Origin of the sequence: Sorangium sp. So ce145, assembly GCF_051525985.1 — a bacterium.
GTDB lineage: Bacteria > Myxococcota_A > Polyangia > Polyangiales > Polyangiaceae > Sorangium > Sorangium cellulosum_B.
On the sequence record NZ_CP150315.1, the window covers coordinates 3,948,571 to 3,975,158 of the forward strand.

Genomic DNA, 26,588 nt, shown 5'->3' on the forward strand with positions numbered 1-26,588 from the left:
TTCTGGCGCTCCGCGCGGACTTTCGGCCCCCCTCCGCCAGGAGGAGCGTCATCGCGGGTCGGTCACGCGGCCCAGGAACAGCACGGTGCCTGTCGCGACGTCGCGGATCAGGAACACGAACGGGTGATCCGCGCGGAACACCTGGGGCTGCGCCGGGGCCGACCGTGTCGTCATGACGACCCCCGTGGCCGCGGCGGCCTCGGTCCCTTCCTCGTTGACCTCCACGAACGCCTTGTGGCGGACCTGGGAGATGAAGAGCGGCTCCGCCCTCGTGATCCCGGTGAAGTCGGCCTTCTTGTCGTCGAACGCGAGCGGCATGCCCAGCGCGCTCAGGGTCGACGACAGCTCGAGCTCGGCGGTCATCTTGAAGCGCGGGAGCGCCACGTCGACCCGCGCCGGCTGGAGCGCCTCCACGTACGCCTTGAGCTCCCCCGCCGCCAGGCGCTGCTCCACCTTCGCCAGCCCGTCCACCTGCGCGGGCAGGACGACGACCATGGCCAGCCGGCGCTCGGGGCTCTGCGCCTCGTACGCGAGCTCCAGCACCGACGCGTCAGCGGTCTTTCCAAAGCCCGCCTGGAGCGTCTTGCGCATCATCGGCACGGCCGGCGCCGTCCCGGGCTTGACCGTGAACGGCTCGTTCTTGGTGGCCTGCTTGTCGAACGGCGTCGCCCACTTCCCCTTGAAGTAGACGGCGTTCGTGAGCACGAGCCGCGTGAGACCGGTGATGCTGCCGGCGGGCATCAGGTCCTTGATCTTCCCGTTCGTCTGCTGTTCGACCCATTGATTGATGCGCCCCCGCGCCGGCTCGCTCCCGCCCTTGAAGTCGACGAGCTCGATCCCGGCCCCGTAGTGCTGCTGGGTGGTGCTCTGGAACGCGGGCTCGATCGGAAGCCCGGCCTGGCCCCACAGCCGGTTGGCGATCCGGAGCTCGGGCCCCTTGGGCCCGGTCTCCAGCGCCAGCTCCTTGAGGAGCCCGCCGAACGCGGGGTGGAGCGCCTCGGGCGGGAGGGTGAACTCGAGCGTCTTCGCCATCTGGGCCGCGGTCTCGCCCCGGGCGCCGGCGTAGGTCATGGCCAGCGCGGTCGAGATGCTCGCCGGCGAGAAGAAGAGCTTGTCTTTCGTGGCGGCGAGCTTGCCGTAGAGGCGCTGCGCGAACGCGGCGTTCGTGTCCGCGAGCGCCGGGGCCGGCGGCGGGTCGGCCTGCTGAGCGTCCGGCGTGGCGGGCTCGCTCGGCCCAGGGGTTGCCGTCCCGGCGGCCGGCTCCGGGCCCTGACAGACGCGCACCCACTGGCACGCCCCGTTCTGGGCGCGCACGCACTGCGGGGCGCCGCTGGAGCCATCGTCGCAGACGGGCACCGAGAGGGGGCCGCAGTCGGCGGGCCCGCACCAGGACGCGCTCGGGGCCGGCGCGGCCGGCGGGGCGCCGTCCCGGGCCTGACACCCGAGCCCCAGCAACGTGCACAGCGCGGTCGTGAAGAACGAGATCGGTCTGGCCATGGCGCTGCGGTACCAGCGCGCGAGGCCGGCGGGAAGCTCGACCGGAAGGTGGAAGGCGGCGAGGGCGTGCGCCCCTACCGCGCCGGCGGGCGTCGCCGCGCGCCGCGCGACGTCAGAAGTTGTGGACGAACGTGAACCGGCCAGCGAGCTTGTTCCCGCCGGCCTGGCTCTCCTCCTGCGTCTCGTAGCCCAGGTAAAGGAGCAGCTTGTTTCCCGTGCCGTAGTTCAGCCCGATCACGCCGCCGACCTGCAGGCTGGCGAAGCCGCTCTCGTCGACGCTCCCCTCGTCCACACCGGCGGTCAAGGGATCGTCCACGGAGGTCACGACCTCGTTGAGGTCGACCGTTGCCTCGAGGTGCGGGCCGATGCCGAAGTCGTCGATGGGGTAGTAGAGCAGGAAGTCCCGCGTGTAGACGTAGTTCTGGACGCTCTCGTTGAACATGCTGGAGAACGACCCCAGGATCCACGACTCGAAGTAAACGGGCTTCGCGTCGACGAAGGTGAACAGCTGCGGGGCGACCAGCGCCGCCGGCTCCATCGTCATGAAGTTGAACGAGAAGCCCACCATCGGGTTGAGGGTGACAGGGCCCATCGTGAAGGCGGGCCCGATGTCGAACTCCGCGGTTCCCAGCGTGGTGAGGTAGATGTCGCTCGAGAGGCTGATGGGGCCGACCTGGTGCGTGGCGCCGGCCCAGAGCTGGAGACCGAGGCTGTCTGCGTCGAAGCGGAACCAGCTCGGGATCGGCGCCGGCGCGGCGGGCTCCGCCACGGGCGCCGGCGCGGCCGCGGCCGCTGCGCCCGGATCAGCCGGGGGCGGCGCCGGATCCTGAGCCCAGGCGGCCGGCGACGCGAGCAACCCCACGACGCAAGCGAGCGCCGAGCAACATCTCCCCATATCGTTCTCCATCATCGAATTGCCTCCTCTGCGCAGCATGAGGTGAAAGCAACATGAAACATGAGAGCAACATGAAACATGAGAGCAACATGAAACATGAGAGCAACATGAAACATGAGAGCAACATGAAACGTAACGGCAGTCGGCTGACACTAACGTAATGGAGAGCAATTAGGCAAAGCCGATGTGCACGGAGAGCCTCCGAGCGGCGCGCGGCGGCGTGGCCTGCGTGCGCTGGCGCAACTCGCTAGCGACAGGCGTCGTTCGGGCAGGGGAGCGGCTTGAGCCGTTGGCGGCGCTCGATCGGGCGAGGCGCCGTTCGCCGAGGGCCGGGGGCGCGCAGAGGGGAGAGGGCCTGCGCGTGGTTTGAGAGGAGGATCACAGGGGGATGTACTGGATGCCCGCGGCCGCCCCGAGGGACGCGAGCGCGGCGGCCCCGACGAGGAGCAGCGTCATCTTCAGCAGCGTCCCCTCGATCTGGTCGGTGACGAGGCCGTCGACGCCCTGGGCGAGCTCGTCCCGCACCTTCAGCAGGTCGATGCCGCCTCCCTGGTTGGCCTCGTTGCGGAAGCGCGCCAGCGTCAGCGTCTCGATGGTCCCGAGCAGCTGCGCCTCGATCCTGCGCCGCAGGAACCCCCGCACGCCGCCCCCCGTCGGCGCGGCCTGCACCCTGTGGATCACGGCGAGGCGCAGGCGCTTCACCGCCTCGTTGAGCGGGACGCGCTCCACCGCCTGCGCCATCCGCCCGCCGCGGGCGCCCGCCTCGGCCTGCTCGGAGACGCCGAGCAGCCGCTCGAACACGGCGGTCACGAGCATCCCGCCGAGGCGCTTCGCCCGCACGATCTGCAGGATGCCCGTGCCGAGCGCCCGCTTCCACGACAGCGTGAAGCCGATCACGGCGGAGAGCGCGAGCGCCGCGACGGCCGCCAGCCCCCCGCGCAGCGCCGAGCCGTCGGCCGCGATGGCATACGACGAGGCCGCGAGGACGAGGGCCAGGAACGACATGGCCGCGGCGGTCAGGAAGAAAGAGCGGAGCGCAGGTCCCAGCGCCCCGGCGACACCTTGCATGAACGGTCGAAGATCCATGACCGCTCAGCTGACCACGCCCGCCGCGCGGCGAAAATGCCGAACCTGGCGGGCGCGCGTCGATCACGATCACGTCGAGCGCGGGGAGCGGGCCCGGAGGGCGCTCCTCCCGGCTCAGCGGCTCACCGGCTCAGCGGCTCACCGGCTCAGATGACGCCGAACTTCTTGCCGACCTTCTCGAACGCCTCGAGCGCGTGATCGAGGTGCTTGCGCTCGTGGGTCGCCATGTAGCTCGTGCGCAGGACCTGCTGCTTGGGCGGGACGCCGGGCGTGATGAACGGATTCACGTAGAGCGAGTAGTCGTCGAGGAGCGACTTCCACATCATCACGGTCTTGAGATCGTCGCGGATGTAGATGGGGATGACGGCCGTCTCGGTCTTGCCGAGCTCGAAGCCGAGCCGCTGCAGCTCCGTGCGCATGTACGTGAAGTTCTCGCGGAGCTTCTCCTGGCGCCAGGGCTCCTCCTGCATGACCTCGAGCGAGGCCATGGCGGCGGCCACGCAGGGCGGCGCGGCGCTCGCCGCGAAGAGGAAGCTGTAGGCAAAATGCTGAATGTAATCGAGCACCTTTCGCTCACCGACGAGCCAGCCGCCGATCGAGGCGAGCGACTTCGAGAAGGTGCCGCCGATGAGGTCGACCTCCTTCCCGAGGCCGAAGTGCGCGGCCGTGCCGCGGCCCCCGGGGCCGATGACGCCGAGCGCGTGCGCGTCGTCGACGAGGAGCCGCGCCTTGTGCTTCTTCACCACCTCGACGATCCCGGGCAGACTCGCGATCTCGCCCTGGGCGCTGAAGACGCCGTCGGTGATCACGAGGGCACCCTCGGTGTCGGCGAGCTCGGAGAGCGCGCTGTCGAGCGCGGCGGGATCGCTGTGCTTGTAGCGCACCATCCGGGCGCCGGCCGCCTGCGCGAGCCGCACGCCGTCGTAGATGGATGCGTGATCGTCCTTGTCGATCATCGCGACGCTCCGCTTGTTGCTGAGGAGCGCCGAGATGGTGGCGATGTTCACCTGATAGCCCGTCGTGAACACGAGCCCCGCCTCCTTGCCGTGGAAGGCGGCGAGCTTCTGCTCGAGCTCGTTGTGGAGGCGCATCGACCCGTTCACGAGCCGCGAGCCGGTCATGCTTGTGCCGTATTTGTCGATGGCGTTCCGCGCGGCTTCCCGCACCTTCGGGTGGGTCGTCAGCCCGAGGTAGTTGTTCGAGCCGAGCATGATCACGGTCCGGCCCTCGAGCTGCGCCTCGGGGCCGTTGTTGAAGTCGAGCGGGCGGAAGAAGGGGTAGACGCCCATGGCGCGGGCGTTGTCCGCGGTCATGAACTTGTACGCCTTCTCGAACACGTCGCGCCCGCCGATCCGCGACAGCGACGTCCGCGCCGCCATCTGGGTCGCGAGCTGCTGCTCGGCCGCCGCGGCCACGTAGGTGCCGGCGCCGTTCGAGCCCGCGCCGTTCGCGCCGACGCCGTTCACGTGCGTGCGGGCGGCGGCGCGCTCGGCGGTACGTTCGCGCGGCGCGTCGCTGCTCGCCGTCTCCTCCACGACCGACAGCCCCGCGCCCCCCGCGCCGCCCGCGGCGGGCTGGCGGGCCGCCGCGCGGGACGGCGTCGCCACGTGGACGCCGGCCTCGTCGTCGAGCGCGGGATCGATGTTCGGGAGCGCGTGCCCGTTGAGCAGGATGTCCCAGGCCTCCGCGGCCCGCTCCCGGGCGGCGCGCAGGCGGTTCTTCGCGTCCATGACCCCCGTGGCGAGCCGCATCACGCGATCGTTGCTGACGACACGGACGACCACGCCCGACGAGGTGAGCTTCTTTGCTTGGTCGACCAGACGATCCTTCATCCTCATGCCCTGGCTCCTCACGCGATCGAATTAAGGGGCGCGGTCCTGTCCGCGAAAGCCGCTCCGGCGTGCAGGATCGAGGCCTCGCGGGCCCCTGCTGGTTCCCTGCGCGTGTCGCCGCTAAAGCAGCCTGCGCGGGCCGCGTCAACTGCCACCACCGCGTCGTCCCGGCGTGCCACGAGCGCCGCGAAGCGCCGTCGCCGCGCACGCGCATTCCGCGTCGCGCAGGGGCGTTCGCGCGGTGCGCGGCGACCTTCGCAGAGCTCGCCCGCCGGGGGCCCGCGCGCGCCGCGCCCGACTCCCAAACACCGCGGAGGACAGGCTGCGGCAGGGGCAAAGACGCAACTCGTTGCGGAGTGGTGCGCGCCGGTGTAGGAAAAGTTTTCAGGGTGTATGCGCCGTGTCCTAGTCGTTGACGACGAAGAAAACCTGCGCCTCGTGGTGCGCACCTTCCTCAAGCGGGATGGCTACGAAGTCGAGGCGGTCTCGAGCGGCGAGGAGGCGCTCGCGATGGTCGAGACGTTCGGGCCCGACGTCATCCTGACCGACGTCCGGATGCCCAGGATGGGCGGGCTCGATCTGCTGGCGACGCTGAAGGCGAAGGGCAACGAGGCCACGGTCATCGTGATGAGCGCCTACGGCAACGTCGACCTGGCGATCGAGGCGATGAAGGCCGGCGCCTATGATTACCTCCAGAAGCCGTTCAAGGCCGAGGAGGTGCTGCTCACGCTCCGCAAGGCCGAGGAGCGGGAGGCGCTCCGCCGCGAGAACCGCGTCTTGCGCCAGGAGATCCGGCGGGAGAACCTCTTCGAGGAGATCCTCGCGAAGAGCCCGCCGATGCAGGTGATCTTCAAGACGATCGCGAAGGTCGCCGACTACAAGACCACGGCGCTCATCACGGGCGAGAGCGGCGTCGGCAAGGAGCTCGTGGCCCGGGCGATCCACCGGCGGTCGAGCCGCCGCGGCGGGCCGTTCGTCGCGGTCAACTGCGGCGCCATCCCGGAGAACCTGCTGGAGAGCGAGCTCTTCGGGTACAAGCGGGGCGCGTTCACCGACGCGGTGAACGACAGGGCGGGGCTGTTCGAGCAGGCGAACCACGGCACGCTGCTGCTCGACGAGATCGGCGAACTGCCGCTCGCGCTGCAGGTGAAGCTGCTCCGGGTGCTCCAGGAGGAGACGCTCCGCCGGCTGGGGGACAGCAAGGACATCAAGGTCGACGTCCGCATCCTCGCGGCGACCCACCGCGACCTCATGGCCGAGACGCAGGCCGGCCGGTTCCGCGAGGACCTCTTCTACCGGATCAACGTGCTCCCGATCGCGATCCCTCCGCTCCGCGAGCGGCGGGAGGACATCCCGATCCTCATGGATCACTTCCTCGCGAGGAACAACGCGCGGTTCGGCATCAACATCCGCGGCTTCGAGCCCGAGGCGAGGCGGCTGCTCCTGGAGTACCGCTGGCCGGGCAACGTGCGGGAGCTGGAGAACACCGTCGAGCGCGCCATGGTGCTCTGCGAGGGCGAGCGCATCGGCGAGGCCGACCTGCCCGAGCGGATCCGCGAGGCGCGCGATCCGATCCAGATGCAGCTGACGAGCGGCGAGCTGTCGATCAAGAAGACGTCCCGCGTCATCGAGGAGATCCTCATCCGGCGCGCGCTCCAGAAGACGAAAGGCAACCGGACCAAGGCGGCCGAGGTGCTGGAGATCAGCCACCGGGCGCTGCTCTACAAGATCAAGGACTACCGGATCGATCTCTGACGACGACGTGACCGCAACCAGGCGCGGGCGGCACAACAGCTCTCTTGCGCCCGTCGCTTCAGGCGGCTACGTCGTCCCGCTCCCCCATGAAGAAGAACTACGTTCTCGACGCGAACGTCCTCCTCCACGATCCGCACGCGATCTTCAGGTTCGAGGACAACGACGTCATCATCCCGATCTACGCGATCGAGGAGATCGATCAGTTCAAGCGGGAGGGCTCCGAGCGCGGGCGCAACGCGAGGACGATCGCCCGGCTGCTCGACGAGGTCCGCGGCGCCGGGACGCTCGCGACCGGGGTGCTGCTCGAGAGCGGCGGAACGCTGCGGATCGCGATCCCGGAGCGGCGGCCGGAGCTGCTCGTGGGGCTGGAGTCCGGATCGCAGGACAACGCCATCCTGCAGACGGCGATCGACATCCGCGATCGGCACAAGGATCGGCCGACCATCTTCGTGACGATGGACACGAACCTCCGGATCCGCGCCGACGCGCTCGGGATCCCGGCGGAGACGTACGAGAACCAGCGGGTTCACGACCCGGCCATCGAGCAGTCGGTGGTGGAGATCGAGGTGCCCGGCGCCGAGGTCGACGCGTTCTTCCAGAACGGCTCCCTTTCCGTCGCCAACGTCGCGGATTTGTTGCCGAATTCTGCGGTGCTGCTCCGCGACGCGGGGGCGCCGAGCCACACGGCGCTCGGCCGGTTCGACGCGGCGCGCGGGCAGATCGTCGCGCTCCGCGTCGGGCGGGAGGGGGTGATGGGGGTCCGGCCGCGCAACAAGGAGCAGGCGTTCGCGCTGGACCTTTTGCTCGACGATTCGGTCCGGCTGATCACGCTGATCGGCAAGGCCGGGACGGGCAAGACGCTCCTCGCGCTCGCGGCGGCGCTCAAGCGGACGACCGAGGACAACGCCTACAGCCGGCTGCTCGTGAGCCGGCCGATCATGCCGCTCGGGCGCGATCTGGGCTTCCTTCCGGGCGACGTGGACGAGAAGCTGAACCCGTGGATGCAGCCGATCTTCGACAACCTCGAGTTCCTGTTCTCGAACGGCGGCACGAGGCCGGGGCGCGACGCGCGCGGCTTCGTGGAGCTCCTGGAGAGCGGGCAGATCCAGGTCGAGCCGCTGACCTACATCCGGGGGCGCAGCCTGCCGCACCAGTACCTCATCGTGGACGAGGCCCAGAACCTCACCCCGCACGAGGTGAAGACGATCATCACGCGGTGCGGCGAGGGGACCAAGATCGTGCTGACCGGCGACCCTCAGCAGATCGACAACCCGTACGTGGACCACGCGTCGAACGGCCTGCTCGTGGTGGCGGAGCGGTTCAGGCGCGAGCGCATCGCGGGTCACGTGGTGCTCGCCAAGGGCGAGCGCAGCGAGCTCGCGGAGCTCGCGGCGAACCTGCTCTGAGGCGGGTGGCACCGGGCGCGCGGCGCTCTCACGGGGCAGGGGCACACGGGGCAGGGGCACACGGGGCGGGGGCGTACTTGGAAGGAGCGGCGGGCCGTGGCGCGGCGTCCTCGAGCTAGGTCGGCCGAGCGGCCGGCGCCTCCGGCGTGGGTGCCGGACGCGGATCGGCTCCTCGGCGCCGCGGCGCGGCGGATCCGCGTCGTCGGGTCGAGCACGCCGGTGAACCTCGTCGAGGAGCTCGCGCGGCTCGCCGCCTCGTGGGCTCGGAGCGGCGGGGAGCTCCCGCGGTTCGCCTACGCGCCCGCGCAGGACCACGGCGATCTCCGGAAGGCGATGGAGGCGGCGGCCGAGCGGCTCGCGGGGCAAGGGGAGCTCGGCGCTGTCTACGCCGGCCGCGCGAGCGAGCTCGCCGCGGAGGCCGCCATCTGCGAGGCCGCGGGCGGGGCCGGGTGCTGGGCCGCCGCGCGCCGCCGCTACGCCGCGCGCGACGCGTTCGACGAGCAGGCGGACGCGCTCGCCGCGACCTGGGTCGAGCAGGAGGCGGGCGCCGCGTCGAGCGACGAGGAGCGGGTGCGGAGCGATGACGCACGCTCGCCCCGGTCGCTCGTGTCGCGGATGCGCCGCGAGATCGGGGCGCGGCGCCTGCCCCTCCGGGTCGTGATCGCCGACATCGCGCCGCTCGCCGCGACGGGCGACGGGGTGATCCAGGTCGCGCGGGGGCGCATGCTCACGCGCGACGACGTCGAGCGCACGGTGCTCCACGAGATCGAGGGGCACGCGGCGCCCAGCGTGCGCGCCGCGGCGCTCCCGCTCGGGATCTTCGCGATCGGGACCGCGAACGGGGGCGACGATCAGGAGGGCTGGGCGCTCGCGCGCGAGCGCGCCGCGGGGTACCTGGTCGGCGCCCGCCGGATCGAGCTCGGGCTGCGCCACCTCGCCGCGCGGAGCGTCGAGCGCGGCGCGGGCTTCGTCGAGACCGCGCGGCTGCTCGAGGCGCGCGGCGCGCGCTCCACGGCAGACGCCCTGCGCATCGCGGCGCGCGTCCACCGGGGCGGCGGCCTCGCGCGGGAGGTCGTCTACTTGCCGGCGCTGCTGCGGGTCGAGGCGCTGCTCGTGGAGCAGCCGGCGCTGGGGCCGGTGCTCGCCTCGGGCCGGGTCTCGGTGGGCGCAGCAGCGTCGCTCTCGTCCTGGGCGAGGGAGAGGGGATGAACCGTGGTTGCCCAGCTCGATCGGGGTTGCCCGGCTCGCTGGGGAGGATGGGAAGCCGGGAAGAAAAGTCCGAGCCTCGCTGAACTTCGTGCCTTCCTGTGAAGCCGATCCCATGAAATGAAGGCAGCGCCGGTCGGGTGAGGAGCGGGCGAGAAAGGGGGCTGCGTGAAGGGAAGGATCACTCCAGCCGCGCGAGCACGGCATGGAACGCGCTTGACGTCGTGGCCGGCGGGCGGGCTGCCTCGCGCGTGCGGTCGCGTCCGGGTCGACCGCGCGGCGTGCGGCGGCGGTCCTGGGCGCGGATGGGCCGGTGGGCGGAGGCGGGCATGAACTCGAAGAAGGCCATGGAGAGGGAACCCAGGCGGCCGCCGAGGGGAGGCGAGGCCCCGACGGTGGTCCTCAAGGGGGACCTCCATGTCCTGGAGCTCGGCGCGGGCCTGATGCTCGACGTGTTCATCAACGTCGAGGGGCGCCTGACGACGTTCGTCAGCCTGGATGGCCAGCTCATCGCGGAGCTCCGCGTCGCGGGTCTCGCCTGAGGTCCCGGGCCGATCAGGGGCCCGAGAACTCCCGGACGACGCGGAGGATGCCCTCCCCGTAGCTCGAGATCTTCGCCTGCCCCATGCCGCGCGCGAGCGCGAGGTCGTCGAGCGACGCGGGCCGGATCCGCGCGATCTCCCGGAGCGTCCGGTCGTGCGCGATGACGTAGGCGGGCAGCGACTTCTCCTTCGCGAGCGCGGCCCTGTGGGCCCGGAGCGCCTCGAACAGCGGCACGTCGCGCTCCTCGAGCTCGACGCCGGGCTCCGCTTGCGCGCGCGAGGCGGGGAGGGGGGCGCCCGGCGCGGGGCGCGCCGCGTCGTCGCTGGTCGCTGCGGACGTGAACGCCTGCGGGGCCGGCTGCGCGCGCGCCCGCGGGGAGGGCGCGGCCGCCGGCGAGCGCGCCGGGGACGGGCCCGGCGCCGCGCGGCGCGGCCGCCGGCGCGCGGCGGGGACCGGGAGCCGCACCCGCGCGGGCACGTCTCCGCGCATCACGCGCCAGCCCGCCGGCGTGATGAGGGGGACGGGGAACTCGCCGGTCGTGAGATCGATCCACGCGTTGGCGAGCAGCGCGCGGAGGATCGACATCGCCTCGTCGTGGCTCTTCTTCTCGAGGACGCCGAACGTCGAGAGCCGGTCGAGCCCCATGCGGCGGACGCGCTCGTTCGACTCGCCGATGAGCATCGACGCGACCGCCTGCAGCCCGGCGCCGCCCTTCACCCGCGCGACGCCGGCGAGCGCGCGGCGCACGAGGTCGTTGTCGCGGGCGAGCGCGGCCGGGTCGCTCGCCTCGAGGGCGTCGACCTCCAGGCAGACGTCGCAGTGGCCGCAGCCGCCGAGCGACTCGGCCTCGTCGCCGAAGTAGCGGAGGATGAAGTCGTGCCGGCACGTCGCGGCGTCGACGTAGCGGAGCAGCTCGCGGAACAGCCCCCAGGCGCGCGCGGCGTCGTCGGCGCTCGCCTCGACGCCCCCCTCGCCGAGCTGGCAGAGCCGGCGGCGCAGCGCGATGTCCGCGGGCGCGAACAGGAGGAGGCCGCGGGCCGGGCCGCCGTCCCGCCCGGCGCGGCCGACCTCCTGGTAATACGCCTCGATCGACGACGGCGGCTGGGCGTGCACGACGAGGCGGACGTCGGGGCGGTCGATCCCCATGCCGAAGGCGTTCGTGGCCACGACCACGGAGAGGCTCCGATCGGCGAAGCCCGCCGAGATGCGCGCGCGGGACTCGGGGGCGAGCCCGGCGTGGTACGCTTCCGCGTTCCAGCCGGCGTCGCGGAGCGCCTCGGCGAGGCGCTCGGCTCCCTTGCGGGTGGCCGCGTAGACGATGCCCGCCCCGCGGGGCCGCCCGGGATCGCCGAGGGCCTCCAGCAGCGCGCGCGCCGTGCGGCGCCCGGCCTCGCGCGGGCCGTCGACGGCGGAGACCTGCATGTGGAGGTTGGGCCGGGCGAAGCCGCGCAGGATCACCTTGGGCGGCGGCTCCTCGGGGCCGCGCCCGCTCACCGCATCGCCGCCGCCGTCGCCCGCGCCGTCGGGCGCGGGCAGCGGCCAGCCGAGCCGGCGGATGATCTCGTCGCGCGCGTCGGGGGTCGCCGTCGCGGTGCAGGCGAGGACCCGGGGCGGCCGGAGCCGCGCGAGCGCGGCGCCGATGCGCAGGTAGTCGGGCCGGAAGTCGTGCCCCCACTGGACGATGCAGTGCGCCTCGTCGACGGCGACGAGCGAGAGGCGGCTCGCGGCGAGCGCCTCGAGGAACCCGTCGAGGGCGAGGCGCTCGGGCGCGGCGTAGACGAGCTTGTACTCGCCGCGGCGGAGGGCGGCGAGGCGGCGGCCGTTCTCCTCGCGCGCGAGGCTGGACGCGATGAACGTCGCCGGGATGCCGCGCGCCTCGAGGGCGCGGACCTGATCTTCCATCAGGGAGATGAGCGGGCTCAGGACGAGCGCCGTGCCGGGCAGGGCGACGGCCGGGAGCTGGTAGCAGAGCGACTTGCCGCCGCCGGTCGGGGCGACCACGAGGACGCGCCCCGCGCCCCCGAGCAGGGCCTCGATCGCCTCCCGCTGCCACGGCCGGAACGCGGCGATGCCGAACCGCTCCGCGAGCACGGCGTCGAGCGACGGTGGCGGGCTCTCCGGCGGGCGCAGCGGGGAGGGGGCGAGGCGCTCGGTCACGATCGGCGAGGGGCGTTCAGCGAGGACCATGGCGGCGTCATCGAGCGAGCGCCGTGCCTGCCGAGAGCCCTAGCATTTCCGCGCGCTTGCGTCGCCCGGTGGGTGGCGGCGCCATGGCGGTGATCAGGCCTGGACGACGCCGATGCCCTTGGCGAGCGCTTCCATGTCGTCGAAGTGATAGACGTGGCGACCGCTGCGCCCGTCGAGCGCGGCGGCGACCATCGCGCCGGCGACGGTCCTCGCGTCGATGGGCCGGTACCTGCGCAGGCCGCCCTTCATCGTGAACCGGAGCGTCTGCGCCGCCGCGACGCCGATGGCCTCGCCCTTCCTGACCTCGCCCCGCTCGCCGAGGAGCAGGCTCGGCCTGAAAACGTGGACCGCCGCGAAGCTCGCCGCCGAGAGCTCCTGCTCGAGCTCGCCCTTCACGCGCAGGTAGAAGCTGGTCGAGCGCGGATCGGCGCCCACGGAGGAGACCAGGACGAACTGCTTCACCCCGGCCTTCTCGGCGAGCCTGGCGATGGTGATGGGGTAGCGATAATCGATCTCGTAGAAGGCCTCTTCGGAGCCGGCCTTGGCGATCGTCGTCCCGAGCGCACAGAACACGTCGCTCACGCCGGCGAAGTCCGCGCCTTCGAGCCGGTCGAAGTCGACGATGCGCTGCGAGAGCCGCGCATCCTCGATCGGGGCCGGGCGGCGGAGCAGGGCGACGACCTTCGTGTACGCTGGCTGTTGCACGAGGAGGCGCAGGCAGTGGCCGCCGACGAGGCCCGTTCCTCCCACGATGAGAGCTGTCTTGTCGACCGTCATGTCTTCCATGTCCGTGCGGAATCACCCGCGGAGAGCGCCGCCGCGGGGATCCACAGCCGTACCACGCAGCGTAACGCAAGCGGCGCGCGAACCATAGCGGCCGGCCGCGCGCGGCGCGAGCGGACCGACGGCGCGGCCTCCCCACGCTTCCTTTCCTGGTGTGTCCGGGCGCTACATGCTCTGTCCGTGGCCAGTTACGCGCCAGTCACGCGCCAGTCACGCCAGCCACGCGCCGCGCTCGCCCGGCCGGAGCAGCGTAGACGGACGACCGCAGTCCTCACGTGAGCGGCGCGCTGGCGACCTTCTGCGAGCGCTTCGCGCGCTGGGCGTGGAAGGCCTTGACCGCCATCGGGATGACCAGCTCCCGGTGCTTGGGTACCAGGTTGTTCGGCAGCTGTTCGACTGGCCACCAGGCGCCCGTCGCCGGGACCTCGGCGAGCTTCGCCTGATGGACCCGGGAGAGCATCCAGCCGCGCGCGGCGGCCGAGAAGTAGTCGCCGACGAACGTGAAGTCGGAGATCGTCATCCCGACCCGGTGGAGGACGTGCTCGGGCTGCTCGCCCGGCGAGAGGACGCTGCCGGGGCAGCACCACTCTCCAGGGCCTGCCGCCGACGCTCCGCGCTGTGTCAGGAGCACCTCGAGGGCGCCGGAGTCCGCGTTCCTCCGGAGGCATACGGCGTCCGCGGCGAGGTGGATGGGGAGCCGGGAAAGAGCGTTGATGAGCGAGCTGCCGAGCGGCTCCCGTGGATCGACGTACCCGAGGAGCCAGCCGGCCATCGACTTGATGAGCCTCATCTCGGCACCCTCCGCGAGGGCGCGCGCCGGGGCCGCTGGAGCACCGCCCGCCGGGCGTTCAGGCGGGCGCGCCGGCGCTGCTCAGGGCTGGACGTCGTGCCAGGGTCGTTCTTGGCGCTGCTGCCGGGGCGGCGCGGCCGGGTCGATGGGATCGAGGTTCGAGTTGGATCTTTCATAGAGGTTGCTGCGTTGGTGTCGTTGTGCGTTGTTGCGTCGTGTTGGACAGGTTCAGATCTTCATGTCGTTTCTCCTGGGATGTCGGCTGCGCCGACGACGTTGATGAGCCTACAATGCGCTCTGTTTCTTTGTCGTTTCAGTCGTGCAGCTCGGACGTGAATCATTGTCCTGCGTCGTCGCTCGCGAGTCTCGCCGAGCTCCTGACGCCGGTGTTCGGGTGTCGTGGGTGAGAGTCGCTGGTGCTCCGGGAAGCGCGAGCGCGCGTGCGTTCGCCGGGGCATCGATGACATCGGGGTGTCAGCCGGGCAGCCGTCGCGTCGTCCGCGCTGGCCCGCCGGCCTCATCCCCGTCGGCGCCCTCGGTCACCTCCGCATCGACGTCGATGACCTGCCATGACGCCGGTCGCCCGCGGGACGCGCCAGCGCGCCCCTCGGCGCGCTCGCCGAACGGTCCGCCGCCCAGGTCGATGACCCTCATGCTGAAGAACGCGCCGTTGCCGGGGCCGCCGACGCCGACGCCGGCGGCGCTCGCCGCGGCCACCCGCCGCTCGAACCGCTCCCGCACCACCGCCGCGATGCGGCGGCGCACCGGCGGGAGCAGGAGCAGGAGCCCTGCCACGTCGGTCAGCACCCCCGGCGTGACGAGCAGGGCCGCCCCGAGGAGCACAAGCAGCCCCCCCGTGAGCCCCTCGTCCGGGACGCGCCCCGCGGCCATCGCGCCGCGCCACGAGGCGAGCACCTTGAGCCCCTCGCGCTTCGCGAGCGCTGCGCCGAGGACCGCCGTCCCGAGCGCGATCGCCACGGTAGGCCAGAAGCCGATGACGTCGCCGATCGACAGGAGGAGCCAGAGCTCCAGGATCGGGAGCGCCGTGAAGAGCAGGATGAGCTTGCCCATGACCCCCGTCGTCTAGCGCCGCCCGCCACGCCGCGCACGCGTGAGGCCGCCCGCCGCCGGCGTCGCTGCCGAGCGCCGTCATCGCGCGCCGCGCCGTCATCGCGCGCCGCGCCATGATCGGCCGCCGCCGAGTCCCGCGAGGCCGGCTGTTCCATGCTCCGCCATGGATCCTGCGCCGGAGTACCGGCCGCGGTGAGAGTGCGCTAAGAGCGCTTGCCCCGGAGAAATTCATGACGACTGTCCCCGTGGAGCAGGAAAAGGTGGAGGCGTGCCGCGCGTTTGCCGCCGACATCGCCGACGAGGTGCAGCGCTTCATCGACCGCCACACCACGGTCGGCGTCGAGCGCACCGTCGCCCGCGCCTACGGCGTGGTCGGCGCCGACGCCGAGGGGACGCCGCTCGTGAACGCGCTCGTCGATCGCATCCACAGGGCGGGGCAAGCCGGCCGCGGCGTCGCGTACCACCTCGGCCGGGCGCTCTGCGAGGGCGCCGGATCGGTGCAGGAGGCCGCGGAGATGCTGGCGTTCAGCGAGGCGGCCGACCTCGGCGCGGGCCCCTCCGCGGCCGAGGCGCGCGGCGCGCTCGAGGCCGCGACGCGGGAGGCGATCGCCCGGATCGACAGGGCCCGCGACGAGCGCGAGGCCACCAAGGCGGCGCACCGGGTCGGCGTCGCGCCGCTCAAGTACGTCATCGTCGCGACGGGCAACATCTACGACGACGCCGTGCAGGCCAAGGCCGCCGGGTTCGCCGGCGCCGACATCGTCGCCGTGATCCGCGCGACCGCCCAGTCGCTCCTCGACTACGTCCCGGAGGGGCCGACCACCGAGGGATACGGCGGCACGTACGCGACCCAGGAGAACTTCAGGATCATCCGCCGCGCCGCCGACGAGGCGACCCGCGACACCGGCACCTACCTCGCGCAGACGAACTACTCGTCCGGCCTCTGCATGAGCGAGATCGCCTGGATGGCGGCGGTGGAGCGGCTCGACATGCTGCTCAACGACGCGATGTACGGGATCCTGTTCCGCGACATCAACATGCAGCGGACGTTCATCGATCAGTATTTCTCCCGCAGGATCATCGCGAGGAGCGGCATCGTCATCAACACGGGAGAGGACAACTACCTCACGACCGCCGACGCGGTCGAGAAGGCCCATACGGTGCTCGCGTCGCAGTTCATCAACGAGGCGTTCGCGCGGCGCGCGGGCCTCCGCGAGGAGCAGATGGGCCTCGGCCACGCCTTCGAGATCGATCCCTGGCTCGAGGACAGCCTCCTCTTCGAGCTCGCCCAGGCCCAGCTCGTCCGGCAGATCTTCGACCGGCACCCGATCAAGTGGATGCCGCCCACCAAGTTCAAGACAGGCGACATCTTCCACAGCCACGTCCACGACGCGATGTTCAACCTGGTCGGGATCACGACCGGCCAGTCGATCGAGCTGCTCGGGATGTTCAGCGAGGCGGTCCACACACCGCTCCTCATGGACAGGTATCTCTCGCTGAAGAGCGCCCGCTACATCTTCACGGCGGCGCGGCACCTCGGCGACGAGATCCAGTGGAAGCCGGGCGGCATCGTCGAGCGGCGCGCCCGCGAGGTCCTCGACAAGGCGCACGAGCTGCTGCGGGAGGTCGAGCGGGAGACCGTCTGGGACGCCATCGGGCGCGGCGCGTTCGGCGACGTCAGGCGCACGCGCACCGGGGGGAAGGGGTACTCGGGGGTCGTCGCGCGCCACCCGGAGTACCTGAACCCGATCCTCGAGGTCCTGGAGCGGCCATAAGCCGACCGGAATCTGCGAGCATGGGCGCATGAGCGGACGGACGCCCGAGGGGAAACGGCGCGGCGGTTCGCCTTACCGGAGCGACGCGACCGACGCGGTGCGGATCGAGATCCTCGAGGATCGGGTCGAGGAGCAGCGGCAGGCGCTCGACCGACAGCAGCGCGCGATCGACGAGCTCAGGCAGGAGCTCGAGCGGATGCGCGCTCAGCTCGCTCACCTCCCGGCGCCCGCGCCCCCCGCGAAGGCGAAGCCGCCGACGAGGGACGACATCCGCCGCGCGGCCGAGGATCTCCTGCGCCGCGCGGGTCGCCTTCCCTCGTCCGAGGTGTTCTCCGAGCTGCGCAAGCTGGTCGACGCCCACCCGTCGCACGGCTTCATCGAGGAGCTCGTCGATCGGGTCCACTGCGCCCGCTGCGCGCGGCGGATCCGACGCCCGGATCCCAGCGAGCCGGCCCACCACGAGCGGTACTGGTCGGGTCGATGCCCGCGCTGCAACGAGCCCCTCTCCTTCCAGCGCTGACGCGCCGATCGAGGGGAACGGAACGATCGGAAAAGGGACCGCCGAGGCGCCATGGACGCCAGGAACCCCTGGATCTCTCCTTCTTACATCGTGGCGTCTCACTCCCTTCTCGTCCCAGCACAGCGCCAGAGTCGGGCTCGAACCGCTCCGGGAAGCCACGTCACTGGAGTCTTCAAAAGGCATGCTCTCGGAGCTGTCGTGTCGTTTTCGCTCGCTCTCTGCGGCGCGATCGCCCTAGCCGCGCGAGGCCGCCTGGCGCTACTGTCAACGAGGGATCGGCGCAGTCCGCCCCCTGTAGTCTGTAGACGGAGGTGAGCATGACACCGCGAAACATCCTGCGTGCGTACGGCGACCGAGAGGGGGACGGGATGGTCCAGATGTCGTTCACGCTCCGCGTCCTGCCGGGTGACCGCGCGCGCGAGGCGGCGAAGCGCTTTGCCGAGTCGCACGGCCTGCGCGAGCCGCTGGTCACGGCGATGGAGCAGGCCAGCCGGGAGCACACGTATTTCGTCGTTTACGGGCACTCCCAGCACGGGGTCGACCTCTCGGACATCGAGGTCCAGGAGCTCGCCGCCCAGCCGCTCACCCGGGACGACATCGAGGCGCAGGCGAAGAAGCTCGGCCGGAAGATCGTCGTCGTGGGGGCGTGTACGGGCAGCGACGCGCACACCGTCGGCATCGACGCGATCCTGAACTACAAGGGGTTCGCCGGCGAGAAGGGGCTCGAGAGCTTCAAGTGCTTCGACGCCCACAACCTCGGCGCGCAGGTCGAGAACGCCGAGCTCTGCGAGAAGGCCAAGGCGCTCGGCGCGGACGCGATCCTGGTCTCGCAGGTGATCACGCAGCGGAACTGCCACAAGGAGAACGCGGCGGCGCTCGTCGACCTGGCGACGCGCCAGGGCTTCCGGGACAAGGTGATCCTGCTGCTCGGCGGCCCGCGCATCGATCACAACCTGGCCGTCGAGCTCGGCTTCGACGCTGGCTTCGGCCCGGGCACCAAGCCGATCACCGTGGCGTCGTTCCTGGTCGAGCGCCTCGTGGGCCGGGCGTAGGCGGTCAGGCGACGAGCAGGTGGTAGGCGGCCGAGAGCTCGGCGAACCGCGCGGTGCGCTGGGCGCCGTCTCCGGCGTGCGCGGCGGCGCGGTCGGGGTGCAGGGACGCGGCCAGGCGGCGGAATGCGCGGCGGATCTCGGCCTCGGTCGCGCCCTCGCGCAGGCCCAGCACATCGAGCGCCCGGCGGCGCGGCTCGTCCGCCCGAGCGGCGCGCGGCGGCGCGCCCGCCGGCCCGCCGTGCGCGGCGCGCGCCGACGAGCCGGCGCGCCGCTGCCGATCCCGCGCGCGCGGGCGGCCGTGGAGGAAATCGCTCGGCGGGAGCGGGCCGGTCTGCCGTAGCGACCCGGCGAGGGGCCTCGCCGTGTGGAAGCAGATGGTCGCCTCCTCGATGCTGAAGAGCGCCTCGAGGCGCGCGCGGAGCTGGATCCGGAGCGCGCGGTCGACCGCGGTCGCCGGGATGAGCCCCGCCGCCACGAGCACCTCGCCCGTCCGGCGCCCCCGGTGCGCGGCGACGAGCGCGGCGAGCCGCTGGATCGACGGCTCGGGCGCGGAGCCCTCCTTCGCGAGGATCTCGCCGAGGCGGGGCACCCGGAGCGGCGTCTCGACGGCCGTGACGAGGCCGGAGAAGAGCTGGATCCTGTGCTGGCGGCCCGGCACCGTCGAGCCGCTCGGCGTCCGGAGCTCGCAGAGCTCCAGGAGCCCGGTGGTCTTCTCGCGGTGCAGCGCGCCGAGCAGGTCTCCCAGGGTCGACGTGGAAAGGCGGCTGGGCAGTTGCATCGAAGGCGGCGTTATCACTGCCGCGCTCGATCGGGCAAAGAAGCGGCGCGGGCGCTCGGGCGCGCGGCCGTCGCCCTGGCCGGACGGGCCCGCTCGCGCGCACCGTCGCTCGGCGCTCGCTCGGCCCTCGCTCGATTGCGTTGCGCGCGCCTGCGCGCACGAATATGTGCCCGGGCCGAGGCCCGCCGTGCGAAGCTCCGCGCGAAAACGGCACGGCGCACCGCGCCGGCGCGCGGATCAGGAGGAATCTGCGATGGGCTTGCTCGACGGAAAGGTCGCGATCATCACGGGAGCCGGCGGCGGGATCGGCCGCGAGGAAGCGCTGCTGTTCGCCCGGGAGGGCGCGAAGGTCGTCGTCAACGACCTCGGCGGGACGCGCGACGGGTCGGGCTCGAGCGACGCGATGGCGGCGCAGGTCGCGGAGGAGATCAAGGCCGCGGGCGGGCAGGCCGCGCCGAGCTTCGACAGCGTGGCGACCCCCGAGGGCGCGGCGAAGATCGTGAAGACCGCCGTCGATGCGTTCGGCCGGGTCGACATCCTCGTCAACAACGCGGGAATCGTCCGCGACAAGACGCTCCTCAAGATGGATGAGGGCATGTGGGACGCCGTCATCGCCGTTCACCTGAAGGGGACGTTCCTCTGCACGCAGGCCGCCGCGAAGCAGATGGTCGCGCAGGGCGGGGGAGGGCGGATCGTCAACACCACGAGCGTCTCCGGGATGCTCGGCAACTTCGGGCAGGCCAACTACGCGGCGGCCAAGGCCGGCATCTACGGCCTCACCCGCACCGCCGCGATCGAGCTGCAGAAGCAACGGATCACCGTCAACGCGGTCGCGCCCATCGCCAAGACGCGGTTGACGGAGGATCTGCCCATGTTCCAATCGGCGGGCGACACGCTCACGCCGGCGCACGTGGCGCCTGCGGCGCTGTTCCTCGCGTCCGACCTGTGCGCCGACAAGACCGGCAACGTCCTCGCCGTCGCCGGTGCACAGATGTACATTTACAAGGTCGTCCAGAGCCCAGGGAAGTTCAAGGACGAGGGCGGCGTCTGGACGGCGCAGGAGATCGCGGATCACTGGGACGCGATCATCAAGCTCTGATCCTGGCGCCGGCGCGACGGCGCAGGGCGCCTCGCGGAGGGCGGGCGCGGCCGGGGCGCCGGCGCGCGAGCCGACCGTTGCTGCGCTGATCCCCGGATGCTAGGTTCGAACCGCTTCCGGGGTACGTTTGGCGCATCGGCGCACTGTTCGAGCAGGTCGTTCACGCGGAGTCTGGAGGTGCCACCGGTGACCGTCTTTCGCTGCTGTTACGCCTGCGCCATGTCGTGCGGTGCGGCCTCTGCAGCGCGGAGGCGTTGAGCGCCGTGTCGCGTGACGCCCACATCCCGCTCGCCCTGTGGATCTGCGCGGCGATCGTGGCGCACATGGCGGGCGGCGGCGGCGCCGTCGAGGTGGCGCAGGTCATCGAGGATCGCGCCCAGCTCCGCCAGATGGTCCACGCGGTGAGGGATGGCCTCAGGCCGGGCGACACGACGTTCGAGATCCTGACCGACGGCGCGGCGCTCACGCCGCCCCCCGCCCCGCTCGCACCGCCTGAGCGATCGTCGGACAGCGAGCCGGATAAGGACGCGACGCCCGATCCGCAGCAGCCGGAGCCCGAGCCGACCAAGGCGGCGACGATCCCGCCGCGGAAGCCGCCGAAGGCCGAGCCGCCGCGCCAGGCGAAGGCGCCTCCGCCCGCGCAGGCAAAGCCCGAGCCGCCCAAGGAAGAGGTGACCAAGATCGTACCGGTCCAGCCGGCGCCGCCGCCGCCGCTGCCGCCGGCGGATCGACGGATCGCAGTCCGCCAGCACGTCCAGAAGGACCAGCAGGACAACCCCGAGGCGAACCGGATCGCGGACGACGCCAACAAGGTCGACGAGGAGACCATGGCGCAGATCCGCTCGAAGGATCAGGACGATCCCGAGCCGACGCCCGGGACGCCGTCGGGGCCGAAGGCGCCGACGGACACGGTCGGCGACAGCGACCACGATCACAGCGGCCACAGCGAGGAGCGCGCCGGCAACGACAAGAACGCGCCCGGCGAGGGGAACCCCGAGAGCGAGAGCGCGGAGCACCACAGCCCGGCGTCGCCGGCGCAGGCAGCGCAGGCCTCCCGGGCGGCGTCCCCCCCGAGCGTGCCTGGCGCGAGCGGCGGCGCTCGCGTCGCGCAGGTCTCTCCCGCGCTTCCGCCGCCGGAGAAGGGCGCCGCGGGCGGCTCCGGCCCTGCGTCGCCCGAGGTGATCGACGGCGCGCGCGGCGGCTACACCCTCAATCCGGCGAACCCGGGCGGCGACGGCAAGAGCCGCGTGGCCGGCAAGAAGGCGACGCCGCAGCCCTACCAGAGCCCGGTCCGTGTCGGCTCGATCGGCCTCGGCGCGCCGGGGCTCCCCGGCGGGCCCAACCTCAACCTGGACATGACCGGCGTGCAGGCGGCCGTCGGCAACGAGAAGCTCAGGGCGGAGCGGGCCTCGGACGGCGCCTCCCGCAGGAGCGCGCACCGGGGCTCGTGGGAGACGACGGACAAGTGGAAGAAATGGCGTGCCGCGATCGAGAACTACGATCCTTCGGTCAAGCCCGGCAACCAGACCTCGCTCAACGCCGCGCGGGTGCCGTTCGCGACGTACATCAACATGATCCACAACCGGCTCCACCCGATCTTCGCGGAGGAGTTCCTGGCGTCGCTCGAGAGCTTGCCCTCCGGGCACGCGTTCAACCAGAACCGGGTCACGCACGTGGAGATCGTCCTGAACAAGGACAGCGGCAGCGTCGTGCGCCTCGGGGTCACGAGGCCGAGCGGGATGACGGCCTTCGACATCGTCGCGCTGAACTCGGTGCACCGCGCGTCGCCGTTCGGCAAGGCGCCGGACGCGATCGTCTCGCCGGACGGCAATGTGTACCTTCACTGGGAGTTCCACCGGGATCCGTACGACGCGTGCTCGACCCGCAACGCCCGCCCGTTCCTGCTGAAGGCGCCCTCCGGCGCCGCCCCGATCGAGCCGGCGCCTGTGCGCAAGGGGCCGCGGCCCGTCCCGGGCGACGAGGGGGCGCCGGCGCCGCCAGGCCCGCTGCTTCCGCTCAGGCGTTAGGTCCCGGCTCTGCACCGGGACCGCGGCGATGTATCCTCCGCGTCATGCCGAAGGATTCCGACGAGGCCGTTCGAGTGACCAACGCGCGCATCGAGGCGGCGCTCGCGGATTCCCCGGCGTTCACCCGAGTCGAGCCGCAGTTCTACGTCGTTCGTCAGGGGACAGCGTACGTCTACCTTCATGTCCTTCCCTGGGCGCCCGATCGCGCGCTCGTGCGGCTCGTCGCGCAGCTCGCCCGCGGCGTCGAGATGACGCCGGACCTCGCGATGAAGCTGCTCCGCCTGAACGCGCGCATCCGCTTCGGCGCCTTCGGTTACGTCGCGCAAGGCTCGTGTGTGGTCATCGTCCACACGCTCCTCGGCGGCGAGACGCTCGACGCCGACGAGATCCTTGTCGCCCTCCGGGATCTGTCCGTGCTCGCGGACGAGTACGACGATCGCATCGTCGAGGAGGCCGGCGGCCAGCGGATGCAGGACCTGATCGACGCCTCGGCGACCGCCGCGGTCTTCACGGATCTCGAAGCCCCCCGCGCCTGGGACAAGGGCTGAGCGACGGGCGCTGTTCTTCATGCTCCTCACCATCGATCTCCCACCCGAAGGCCCTCCTCCCTCCGCCGCGCCGGACGCCGCTGCCTCGCCCCGTCGCGAGGAGGGCGGCGAGCCTCCGCCCGCAGAGCGCCGGTCCTCCGCCGCCGGGCGGCCTCCGCTCGCCGGCCTGCCCGTGCTCGCGCTCGTCCGGCCGCTCGCCGTCCTCGCCCTGCTCGCGATGATCCTCGGCCGCATGGTCGCGCCGGCGATGGTCGGCCTGGCGGTGGGCATCGAGCGCGCCGTCCACACGATCGAGCTCGCCGGCGCCGGCGCCTCGCAGCTCTTCGCGATCGGCGCCATCGTCGTCGCGATGGCGCTGATCAGCGCGGTCGTGCGGAGCCGCGTCCCGTACGCGCTGCGGATCGGCGCGATCGTCGCGGGCAGCTTCGTCATCCTGGTCGTGCTGCACGCGACCGTGCAGCGCGTGCCCGATCTGTCCGCCGCGCTCATCGGCGTGAGCGCCGCGATCCTCGCGCTCGGCAGCGCGTGGGAGGCGCTCCGCGTCCCGTTCGTGCGGCCGGTCGCGGCCGCGCTCGGGCTCGTCGGCGCCTCCGCGCTCGTGCGGCTCGCCGGCGTCCTCCTGGCCGTCTGGGCGAACGACCGCGGGTCGAAGGCGCTCGCCGGCGCGACGAGCTCCGTCGCGACCGCCGCGTTCGCCCTCGGTGCGCTGGCCGTCCTCGCGGCGACGGTCGCGCTCGGCGCGGGCCGCGAGGCGCGGACGCGTGACGCCGAGCCGCCGCGCCCGCGCCTCGTGAGCCCGCTCTCGCTGGTGGCGCTCGCGTCGGCGCTGTTCGCCACGCGGGCGGCGCTCGCGGGCGCCTCCGACGACGCATCCATGGTCGAGGCGCTCTTCCGCCGCGCGCTCGACCGGCTGCTCACCCGCCCCGCGCCGGTCGTGCCGCTCTCGATGCAGCTCTTCGTCGCCGCCCTCTCGGTGGTGGTCGCCGCGCTCGCGCTCGTCGCCCCGCCGCGGCTGCCGGCGCTGGGCGGCGCGCTCGCGCTGCTGCTCGTCGCGGGCAGCGCCCCGGAGGTGCCGCTCGGCGCGCTGTCGCTGGTGATCGCAGCGCTCTGCATTGCGCTCGCGGCCCGCGACGAGCGCGGCTTCTGGGCGGCCATGCTCGCGAACGAGCGCGAGCGCACCTCGAGCTCTCTCCCGGGCGCCGGGAAACCGGACACCACCGGCGGCGCGTCAGGTTGACGCGAGCGACGACACTCGTTAAGCACGCCCTCGCTGTGCGGAAGAACAGCGCGCGGCATTCCACCCGCTGCTCGCCAGAAGGACGCGGGGGGAGCCGCCGCCCGGTCCAGACGATCCCTCCTTGAAAAGGCCAGGTCAGGCTCGGAGGGGCGCGAACCAGGCTCGCGTGGCGCGCCGCGGGCGCGGGAGAGTCCTCATGCATCGTCGCGATCTCGCCTCGCTCTCTGCGCTCGCGCTCACCGCGCTGGCGCTCGCAGGGTGCCCCGAGGAGCCCTCGAGGCCCGGCGGCGGCACGGCCGCGACCGCCACCACGGCGGCGCCCCCGGTGGCCTCGGTCGAGAAGCCCGCCGCGGCCCCGCAGGGGTCCGAAGCGCCGAAGGCCACGGCGCAGGAGGCCGCCCCGGCTGCCCCCGCGGGCAAGGGGATCATCAAGGGGGTCGTCAAGTTCACCGGCAAGCCGGTCGAGATGAAGGTCCCCGCCGCGCGCAAGGACGCCCCGGTCTGCCAGGACAAAGATGTCCTGTACAACGCGGTTGTCGTCAACGATGGCAAGCTCAAGGACACCTTCGTCCGCATCGCGGTCGGAGGCGTGCCGGGCAGCTGGAAGGCGCCCGACGCGCACGCGGTGGTCGACCAGCAGGACTGCATGTATGTGCCGCGCATCCAGGGCGTGGTTTCCGAGCAGCAGGTCGACATCAAGAACAGCGACCGGACGCTGCACAACGTGCACACCTACAAGGGCTCTGAGACGCTGTTCAACCAGGCGCAGCCGGGGGGCGCCGCGCCGCTCACGAAGGCGTGGAAGGACGGCATCATCAAGCTCACCTGCGACGTCCACCCGTGGATGCGCGGCTTTGTCGTGGTGACGGATCACCCGTTCTTCGCCGTGAGCGGCGATGACGGCTCGTTCACGATCGAGAAGGTCCCTGCCGGCAAGTACAAGCTCGAGGCGTGGCACCCCCACCATGGCCTGAAGACGGCCGACGTCACGGTCGCGGACGACAAGCCCGCCCAGGTCACGTTCACGTACGCCGGCACCGAGCCTGAGCCGGCGGAAAACAAGGACGAGCTCAAGGGCCTTTGGTGAGCTCCATGGCAGCGCTCGCAGCAGGCGTCGCCCCGCCCCGGGCCGCCCGGCTGGCGGCGAGCGGCGCGGTGGAGCGACCTTTCCAGGCTCGCTCGACGCGCAAAGAACGGATGAGCACGCCACGACGGTTGCCGCAAGGCGACTCGTGCCCTAAAGGGAGGCGGGCGACAACTGACGAACTCGACTCCCCGAGCCGTGTTGTGCGCGCTAGTCTCCCGGCCCCGATGCTGTTTTCTCCCGCCTCCCGCGCTCCGGTGATGACGTCGTTTTTCAGTGTGGCTGTCCCGAGACCAGGGATCGTCGGGGATGTCGCGCGAGCGCGCGGCGCGGGCGCGGGCGCCGGGCACAGCAGCGAGGTGCGCGCGTGACCATGAGCGTCGAGCAGGCCGCCGAGCGCGCCCCGGTCCCTTACGTTCGCCAGGCCGAGCCGTCCGAGGGCGGCGGCTGCGCGGTCCCCACGAGCACGCGCCCGCTGCTCAAGGGAGTGGCCGATCTCGTGAGCCTCACCAAGCCGCGCATCACGAGGATGGTGGTCGCGACGATGCTCGGCGGCATGTGGGTCGCGAGCCGTTATCTCCGCGCCGGACTGGCGGGAGAGGCCGCGATCGAGCGCGCGGCGGTGCCGCCGGCGCAGCTCGCGCTGGCGTTGCTGGGGACGGTGCTCGTCGTGTCCGGCGCCAACGCGCTCAACATGTACATCGAGCGCGACACCGATCTGCTGATGGAGCGGACGCGGAGCCGCCCCTTGCCGGCGCGGCGGCTTTCGCCGGAGCTGGCGCTCTGGTTCGGGATCGCGCTCTCGGCCACCTCGATTCCGGTGCTGCTCGTCGGGGTGAACGCGACCACGGGCGTGCTCGCCGCGGCGGCGCTGCTCAGCTACGTCCTCGTCTATACCCCGCTCAAGCGCAGGACGACGCTGTCGCTGCCGATCGGCGCGATCCCCGGCGCCATCCCGCCGCTGCTCGGGTGGACGAGCGTCACAGGGCAGATCGACGCGCCCGGCTTCCTGCTCTTCGCTGTCATGTTCCTCTGGCAGATCCCGCATTTTCTCGCGATATCGCTCTTCCGTCAGGACGAGTACCAGCGCGCGGGGCTCAAGGTGCTGCCGCTCGAGAAGGGCGATCTCACGACGCGGCGCCACATCGTCGGCTACCTCGCGCTGCTCGTGCTGTCCTCGGTGCTGTTCGTCCCGCTCGGCGTGGCGGGCCCTGTCTACCTCGGCGCCGCGATCCTCCTCGGCGGCGCGTTCTTCGGGCTCGGCGTCTACGGTCTCCGCGCGGGCACCGGCGCTCGCTGGGCGCGTCAGGTCTTCTTCGCCTCCATGGTTTACCTGGTGCTCCTCTTCGCTGCGCTGATGATCGGCGCCTGAGCGGCGCCTCGTCGCCTTGACTCATTGACGACAGGCCCTTAAGCG

The 26,588-nt window shown here is 72.0% G+C and carries 22 protein-coding genes; 13 read left to right on the plus strand and 9 right to left on the minus strand.

Features of this window, described 5'->3' with window-relative positions; translation table 11 throughout:
- Positions 1 to 48 precede the first annotated feature (48 nt).
- From WMF34_RS15035 to WMF34_RS15050, 4 genes are all read right to left on the minus strand, one after another.
- Positions 49 to 1,497, minus strand: coding sequence for a serpin family protein (locus tag WMF34_RS15035; RefSeq protein WP_437993714.1), 1,449 nt, complete (start codon positions 1,495 to 1,497; stop codon positions 49 to 51).
- A gap of 112 nt (positions 1,498 to 1,609) precedes the next feature.
- Positions 1,610 to 2,407, minus strand: a complete 798-nt coding sequence (locus WMF34_RS15040) for a hypothetical protein (protein WP_012235509.1) — start codon at positions 2,405 to 2,407, stop codon at positions 1,610 to 1,612.
- A gap of 363 nt (positions 2,408 to 2,770) precedes the next feature.
- On the minus strand, positions 2,771 to 3,460 hold the full coding sequence (locus WMF34_RS15045; RefSeq protein WP_231864844.1) for a hypothetical protein: 690 nt from the start codon (positions 3,458 to 3,460) through the stop codon (positions 2,771 to 2,773).
- Positions 3,461 to 3,624: 164 nt separating this feature from the next.
- Positions 3,625 to 5,310 (minus strand): aminotransferase class I/II-fold pyridoxal phosphate-dependent enzyme, encoded by a 1,686-nt coding sequence (locus WMF34_RS15050; protein WP_437993715.1) that lies wholly within the window; start codon positions 5,308 to 5,310, stop codon positions 3,625 to 3,627.
- Between the two features lie 393 nt (positions 5,311 to 5,703).
- Between WMF34_RS15050 and WMF34_RS15055 the strand changes: the two genes are divergently transcribed.
- The 4 genes from WMF34_RS15055 (at position 5,704) to WMF34_RS15070 (ending at position 10,219) form a co-directional block, all read left to right on the plus strand.
- Positions 5,704 to 7,065, plus strand: a complete 1,362-nt coding sequence (locus tag WMF34_RS15055) for a sigma-54-dependent transcriptional regulator (protein WP_012235512.1) — start codon at positions 5,704 to 5,706, stop codon at positions 7,063 to 7,065.
- Between the two features lie 86 nt (positions 7,066 to 7,151).
- A complete protein-coding gene (locus WMF34_RS15060; protein WP_012235513.1) occupies positions 7,152 to 8,471 on the plus strand; it encodes a PhoH family protein in 1,320 nt (439 codons plus the stop codon).
- A gap of 150 nt (positions 8,472 to 8,621) precedes the next feature.
- The gene (locus WMF34_RS15065; protein WP_437993716.1) at positions 8,622 to 9,680 is read left to right on the plus strand and encodes a tyrosine/phenylalanine carboxypeptidase domain-containing protein; all 1,059 of its coding nucleotides are present in this window, start codon (positions 8,622 to 8,624) and stop codon (positions 9,678 to 9,680) included.
- Between the two features lie 326 nt (positions 9,681 to 10,006).
- On the plus strand, positions 10,007 to 10,219 hold the full coding sequence (locus tag WMF34_RS15070; protein WP_012235515.1) for a hypothetical protein: 213 nt from the start codon (positions 10,007 to 10,009) through the stop codon (positions 10,217 to 10,219).
- A gap of 13 nt (positions 10,220 to 10,232) precedes the next feature.
- Here the strand turns inward: WMF34_RS15070 and WMF34_RS15075 are convergent, their stop codons facing one another.
- The 4 genes from WMF34_RS15075 to WMF34_RS15090 form a co-directional block, all read right to left on the minus strand.
- The gene (locus tag WMF34_RS15075) at positions 10,233 to 12,407 is read right to left on the minus strand and encodes a RecQ family ATP-dependent DNA helicase (protein WP_437993717.1); all 2,175 of its coding nucleotides are present in this window, start codon (positions 12,405 to 12,407) and stop codon (positions 10,233 to 10,235) included.
- 93 nt (positions 12,408 to 12,500) lie between these two features.
- The gene (locus tag WMF34_RS15080; RefSeq protein ID WP_012235517.1) at positions 12,501 to 13,193 is read right to left on the minus strand and encodes an oxidoreductase; all 693 of its coding nucleotides are present in this window, start codon (positions 13,191 to 13,193) and stop codon (positions 12,501 to 12,503) included.
- Between the two features lie 268 nt (positions 13,194 to 13,461).
- Complete coding sequence (locus tag WMF34_RS15085) at positions 13,462 to 13,980, minus strand: NUDIX hydrolase (protein WP_012235518.1); 519 nt, start codon at positions 13,978 to 13,980, stop codon at positions 13,462 to 13,464.
- A 474-nt stretch (positions 13,981 to 14,454) separates the two neighbouring features.
- The gene (locus tag WMF34_RS15090) at positions 14,455 to 15,051 is read right to left on the minus strand and encodes an FxsA family protein (protein ID WP_012235519.1); all 597 of its coding nucleotides are present in this window, start codon (positions 15,049 to 15,051) and stop codon (positions 14,455 to 14,457) included.
- Between the two features lie 230 nt (positions 15,052 to 15,281).
- On the opposite strand from WMF34_RS15090, the gene WMF34_RS15095 reads away from it, so the two are divergent.
- The 3 genes from WMF34_RS15095 to WMF34_RS15105 all read left to right on the plus strand — a co-directional run bounded on the left by WMF34_RS15095 (position 15,282) and on the right by WMF34_RS15105 (position 18,398).
- Positions 15,282 to 16,826, plus strand: coding sequence for a lysine 5,6-aminomutase subunit alpha (locus WMF34_RS15095; protein ID WP_437993718.1), 1,545 nt, complete (start codon positions 15,282 to 15,284; stop codon positions 16,824 to 16,826).
- A 28-nt stretch (positions 16,827 to 16,854) separates the two neighbouring features.
- The gene (locus WMF34_RS15100) at positions 16,855 to 17,346 is read left to right on the plus strand and encodes a hypothetical protein (RefSeq protein ID WP_437993719.1); all 492 of its coding nucleotides are present in this window, start codon (positions 16,855 to 16,857) and stop codon (positions 17,344 to 17,346) included.
- 317 nt (positions 17,347 to 17,663) lie between these two features.
- Entirely contained in the window at positions 17,664 to 18,398 is a 735-nt protein-coding gene (locus tag WMF34_RS15105) for an OAM dimerization domain-containing protein (protein WP_012235522.1), read from the plus strand.
- Between the two features lie 4 nt (positions 18,399 to 18,402).
- Here WMF34_RS15105 and WMF34_RS15110 read toward each other — a convergent pair whose 3' ends face one another.
- Positions 18,403 to 19,176: a J domain-containing protein gene (locus WMF34_RS15110; RefSeq protein WP_012235523.1), complete on the minus strand. Its 774-nt coding sequence runs from the start codon at positions 19,174 to 19,176 to the stop codon at positions 18,403 to 18,405.
- A gap of 253 nt (positions 19,177 to 19,429) precedes the next feature.
- Here WMF34_RS15110 and WMF34_RS15115 point away from each other — a divergent pair, with 253 nt between their 5' ends.
- The 6 genes from WMF34_RS15115 to cyoE all read left to right on the plus strand — a co-directional run bounded on the left by WMF34_RS15115 (position 19,430) and on the right by cyoE (position 26,543).
- Positions 19,430 to 20,275 carry an SDR family NAD(P)-dependent oxidoreductase gene (locus WMF34_RS15115; protein ID WP_437993720.1) on the plus strand — a complete coding sequence of 282 codons (846 nt, stop codon included), beginning with the start codon at positions 19,430 to 19,432 and terminating at the stop codon, positions 20,273 to 20,275.
- A 263-nt stretch (positions 20,276 to 20,538) separates the two neighbouring features.
- The gene (locus tag WMF34_RS15120) at positions 20,539 to 22,302 is read left to right on the plus strand and encodes a hypothetical protein (RefSeq protein WP_437993721.1); all 1,764 of its coding nucleotides are present in this window, start codon (positions 20,539 to 20,541) and stop codon (positions 22,300 to 22,302) included.
- Positions 22,303 to 22,346: 44 nt separating this feature from the next.
- The gene (locus tag WMF34_RS15125) at positions 22,347 to 22,850 is read left to right on the plus strand and encodes a T3SS (YopN, CesT) and YbjN peptide-binding chaperone 1 (protein WP_012235526.1); all 504 of its coding nucleotides are present in this window, start codon (positions 22,347 to 22,349) and stop codon (positions 22,848 to 22,850) included.
- A gap of 19 nt (positions 22,851 to 22,869) precedes the next feature.
- Complete coding sequence (locus WMF34_RS15130) at positions 22,870 to 24,087, plus strand: hypothetical protein (protein WP_012235527.1); 1,218 nt, start codon at positions 22,870 to 22,872, stop codon at positions 24,085 to 24,087.
- 196 nt (positions 24,088 to 24,283) lie between these two features.
- Complete coding sequence (locus tag WMF34_RS15135) at positions 24,284 to 25,174, plus strand: carboxypeptidase regulatory-like domain-containing protein (RefSeq protein ID WP_012235528.1); 891 nt, start codon at positions 24,284 to 24,286, stop codon at positions 25,172 to 25,174.
- Between the two features lie 370 nt (positions 25,175 to 25,544).
- A complete protein-coding gene (gene cyoE / locus WMF34_RS15140) occupies positions 25,545 to 26,543 on the plus strand; it encodes a heme o synthase (protein WP_437993722.1) in 999 nt (332 codons plus the stop codon).
- Positions 26,544 to 26,588 lie beyond the last annotated feature (45 nt).

Excerpts from the sequence above, each read along its gene's own strand:
- WMF34_RS15035 (WP_437993714.1), bottom strand. The coding sequence starts at position 1,497 with ATGGCCAGACCGATCTCGTTCTTCACGACCGCGCTGTGCACGTTGCTG.
- WMF34_RS15040 (WP_012235509.1), bottom strand. The coding sequence starts at position 2,407 with ATGATGGAGAACGATATGGGGAGATGTTGCTCGGCGCTCGCTTGCGTC.
- WMF34_RS15045 (WP_231864844.1), bottom strand. The coding sequence starts at position 3,460 with ATGCAAGGTGTCGCCGGGGCGCTGGGACCTGCGCTCCGCTCTTTCTTC.
- WMF34_RS15050 (WP_437993715.1), bottom strand. The coding sequence starts at position 5,310 with ATGAAGGATCGTCTGGTCGACCAAGCAAAGAAGCTCACCTCGTCGGGC.
- WMF34_RS15055 (WP_012235512.1), top strand. The coding sequence starts at position 5,704 with ATGCGCCGTGTCCTAGTCGTTGACGACGAAGAAAACCTGCGCCTCGTG.
- WMF34_RS15060 (WP_012235513.1), top strand. The coding sequence starts at position 7,152 with ATGAAGAAGAACTACGTTCTCGACGCGAACGTCCTCCTCCACGATCCG.
- WMF34_RS15070 (WP_012235515.1), top strand. The coding sequence starts at position 10,007 with ATGAACTCGAAGAAGGCCATGGAGAGGGAACCCAGGCGGCCGCCGAGG.
- WMF34_RS15075 (WP_437993717.1), bottom strand. The coding sequence starts at position 12,407 with ATGGTCCTCGCTGAACGCCCCTCGCCGATCGTGACCGAGCGCCTCGCC.
- WMF34_RS15080 (WP_012235517.1), bottom strand. The coding sequence starts at position 13,193 with ATGGAAGACATGACGGTCGACAAGACAGCTCTCATCGTGGGAGGAACG.
- WMF34_RS15085 (WP_012235518.1), bottom strand. The coding sequence starts at position 13,980 with ATGAGGCTCATCAAGTCGATGGCCGGCTGGCTCCTCGGGTACGTCGAT.
- WMF34_RS15090 (WP_012235519.1), bottom strand. The coding sequence starts at position 15,051 with ATGGGCAAGCTCATCCTGCTCTTCACGGCGCTCCCGATCCTGGAGCTC.
- WMF34_RS15095 (WP_437993718.1), top strand. The coding sequence starts at position 15,282 with ATGACGACTGTCCCCGTGGAGCAGGAAAAGGTGGAGGCGTGCCGCGCG.
- WMF34_RS15100 (WP_437993719.1), top strand. The coding sequence starts at position 16,855 with ATGAGCGGACGGACGCCCGAGGGGAAACGGCGCGGCGGTTCGCCTTAC.
- WMF34_RS15105 (WP_012235522.1), top strand. The coding sequence starts at position 17,664 with ATGACACCGCGAAACATCCTGCGTGCGTACGGCGACCGAGAGGGGGAC.
- WMF34_RS15110 (WP_012235523.1), bottom strand. The coding sequence starts at position 19,176 with ATGCAACTGCCCAGCCGCCTTTCCACGTCGACCCTGGGAGACCTGCTC.
- WMF34_RS15115 (WP_437993720.1), top strand. The coding sequence starts at position 19,430 with ATGGGCTTGCTCGACGGAAAGGTCGCGATCATCACGGGAGCCGGCGGC.
- WMF34_RS15125 (WP_012235526.1), top strand. The coding sequence starts at position 22,347 with ATGCCGAAGGATTCCGACGAGGCCGTTCGAGTGACCAACGCGCGCATC.
- WMF34_RS15130 (WP_012235527.1), top strand. The coding sequence starts at position 22,870 with ATGCTCCTCACCATCGATCTCCCACCCGAAGGCCCTCCTCCCTCCGCC.
- WMF34_RS15135 (WP_012235528.1), top strand. The coding sequence starts at position 24,284 with ATGCATCGTCGCGATCTCGCCTCGCTCTCTGCGCTCGCGCTCACCGCG.
- cyoE (WP_437993722.1), top strand. The coding sequence starts at position 25,545 with ATGAGCGTCGAGCAGGCCGCCGAGCGCGCCCCGGTCCCTTACGTTCGC.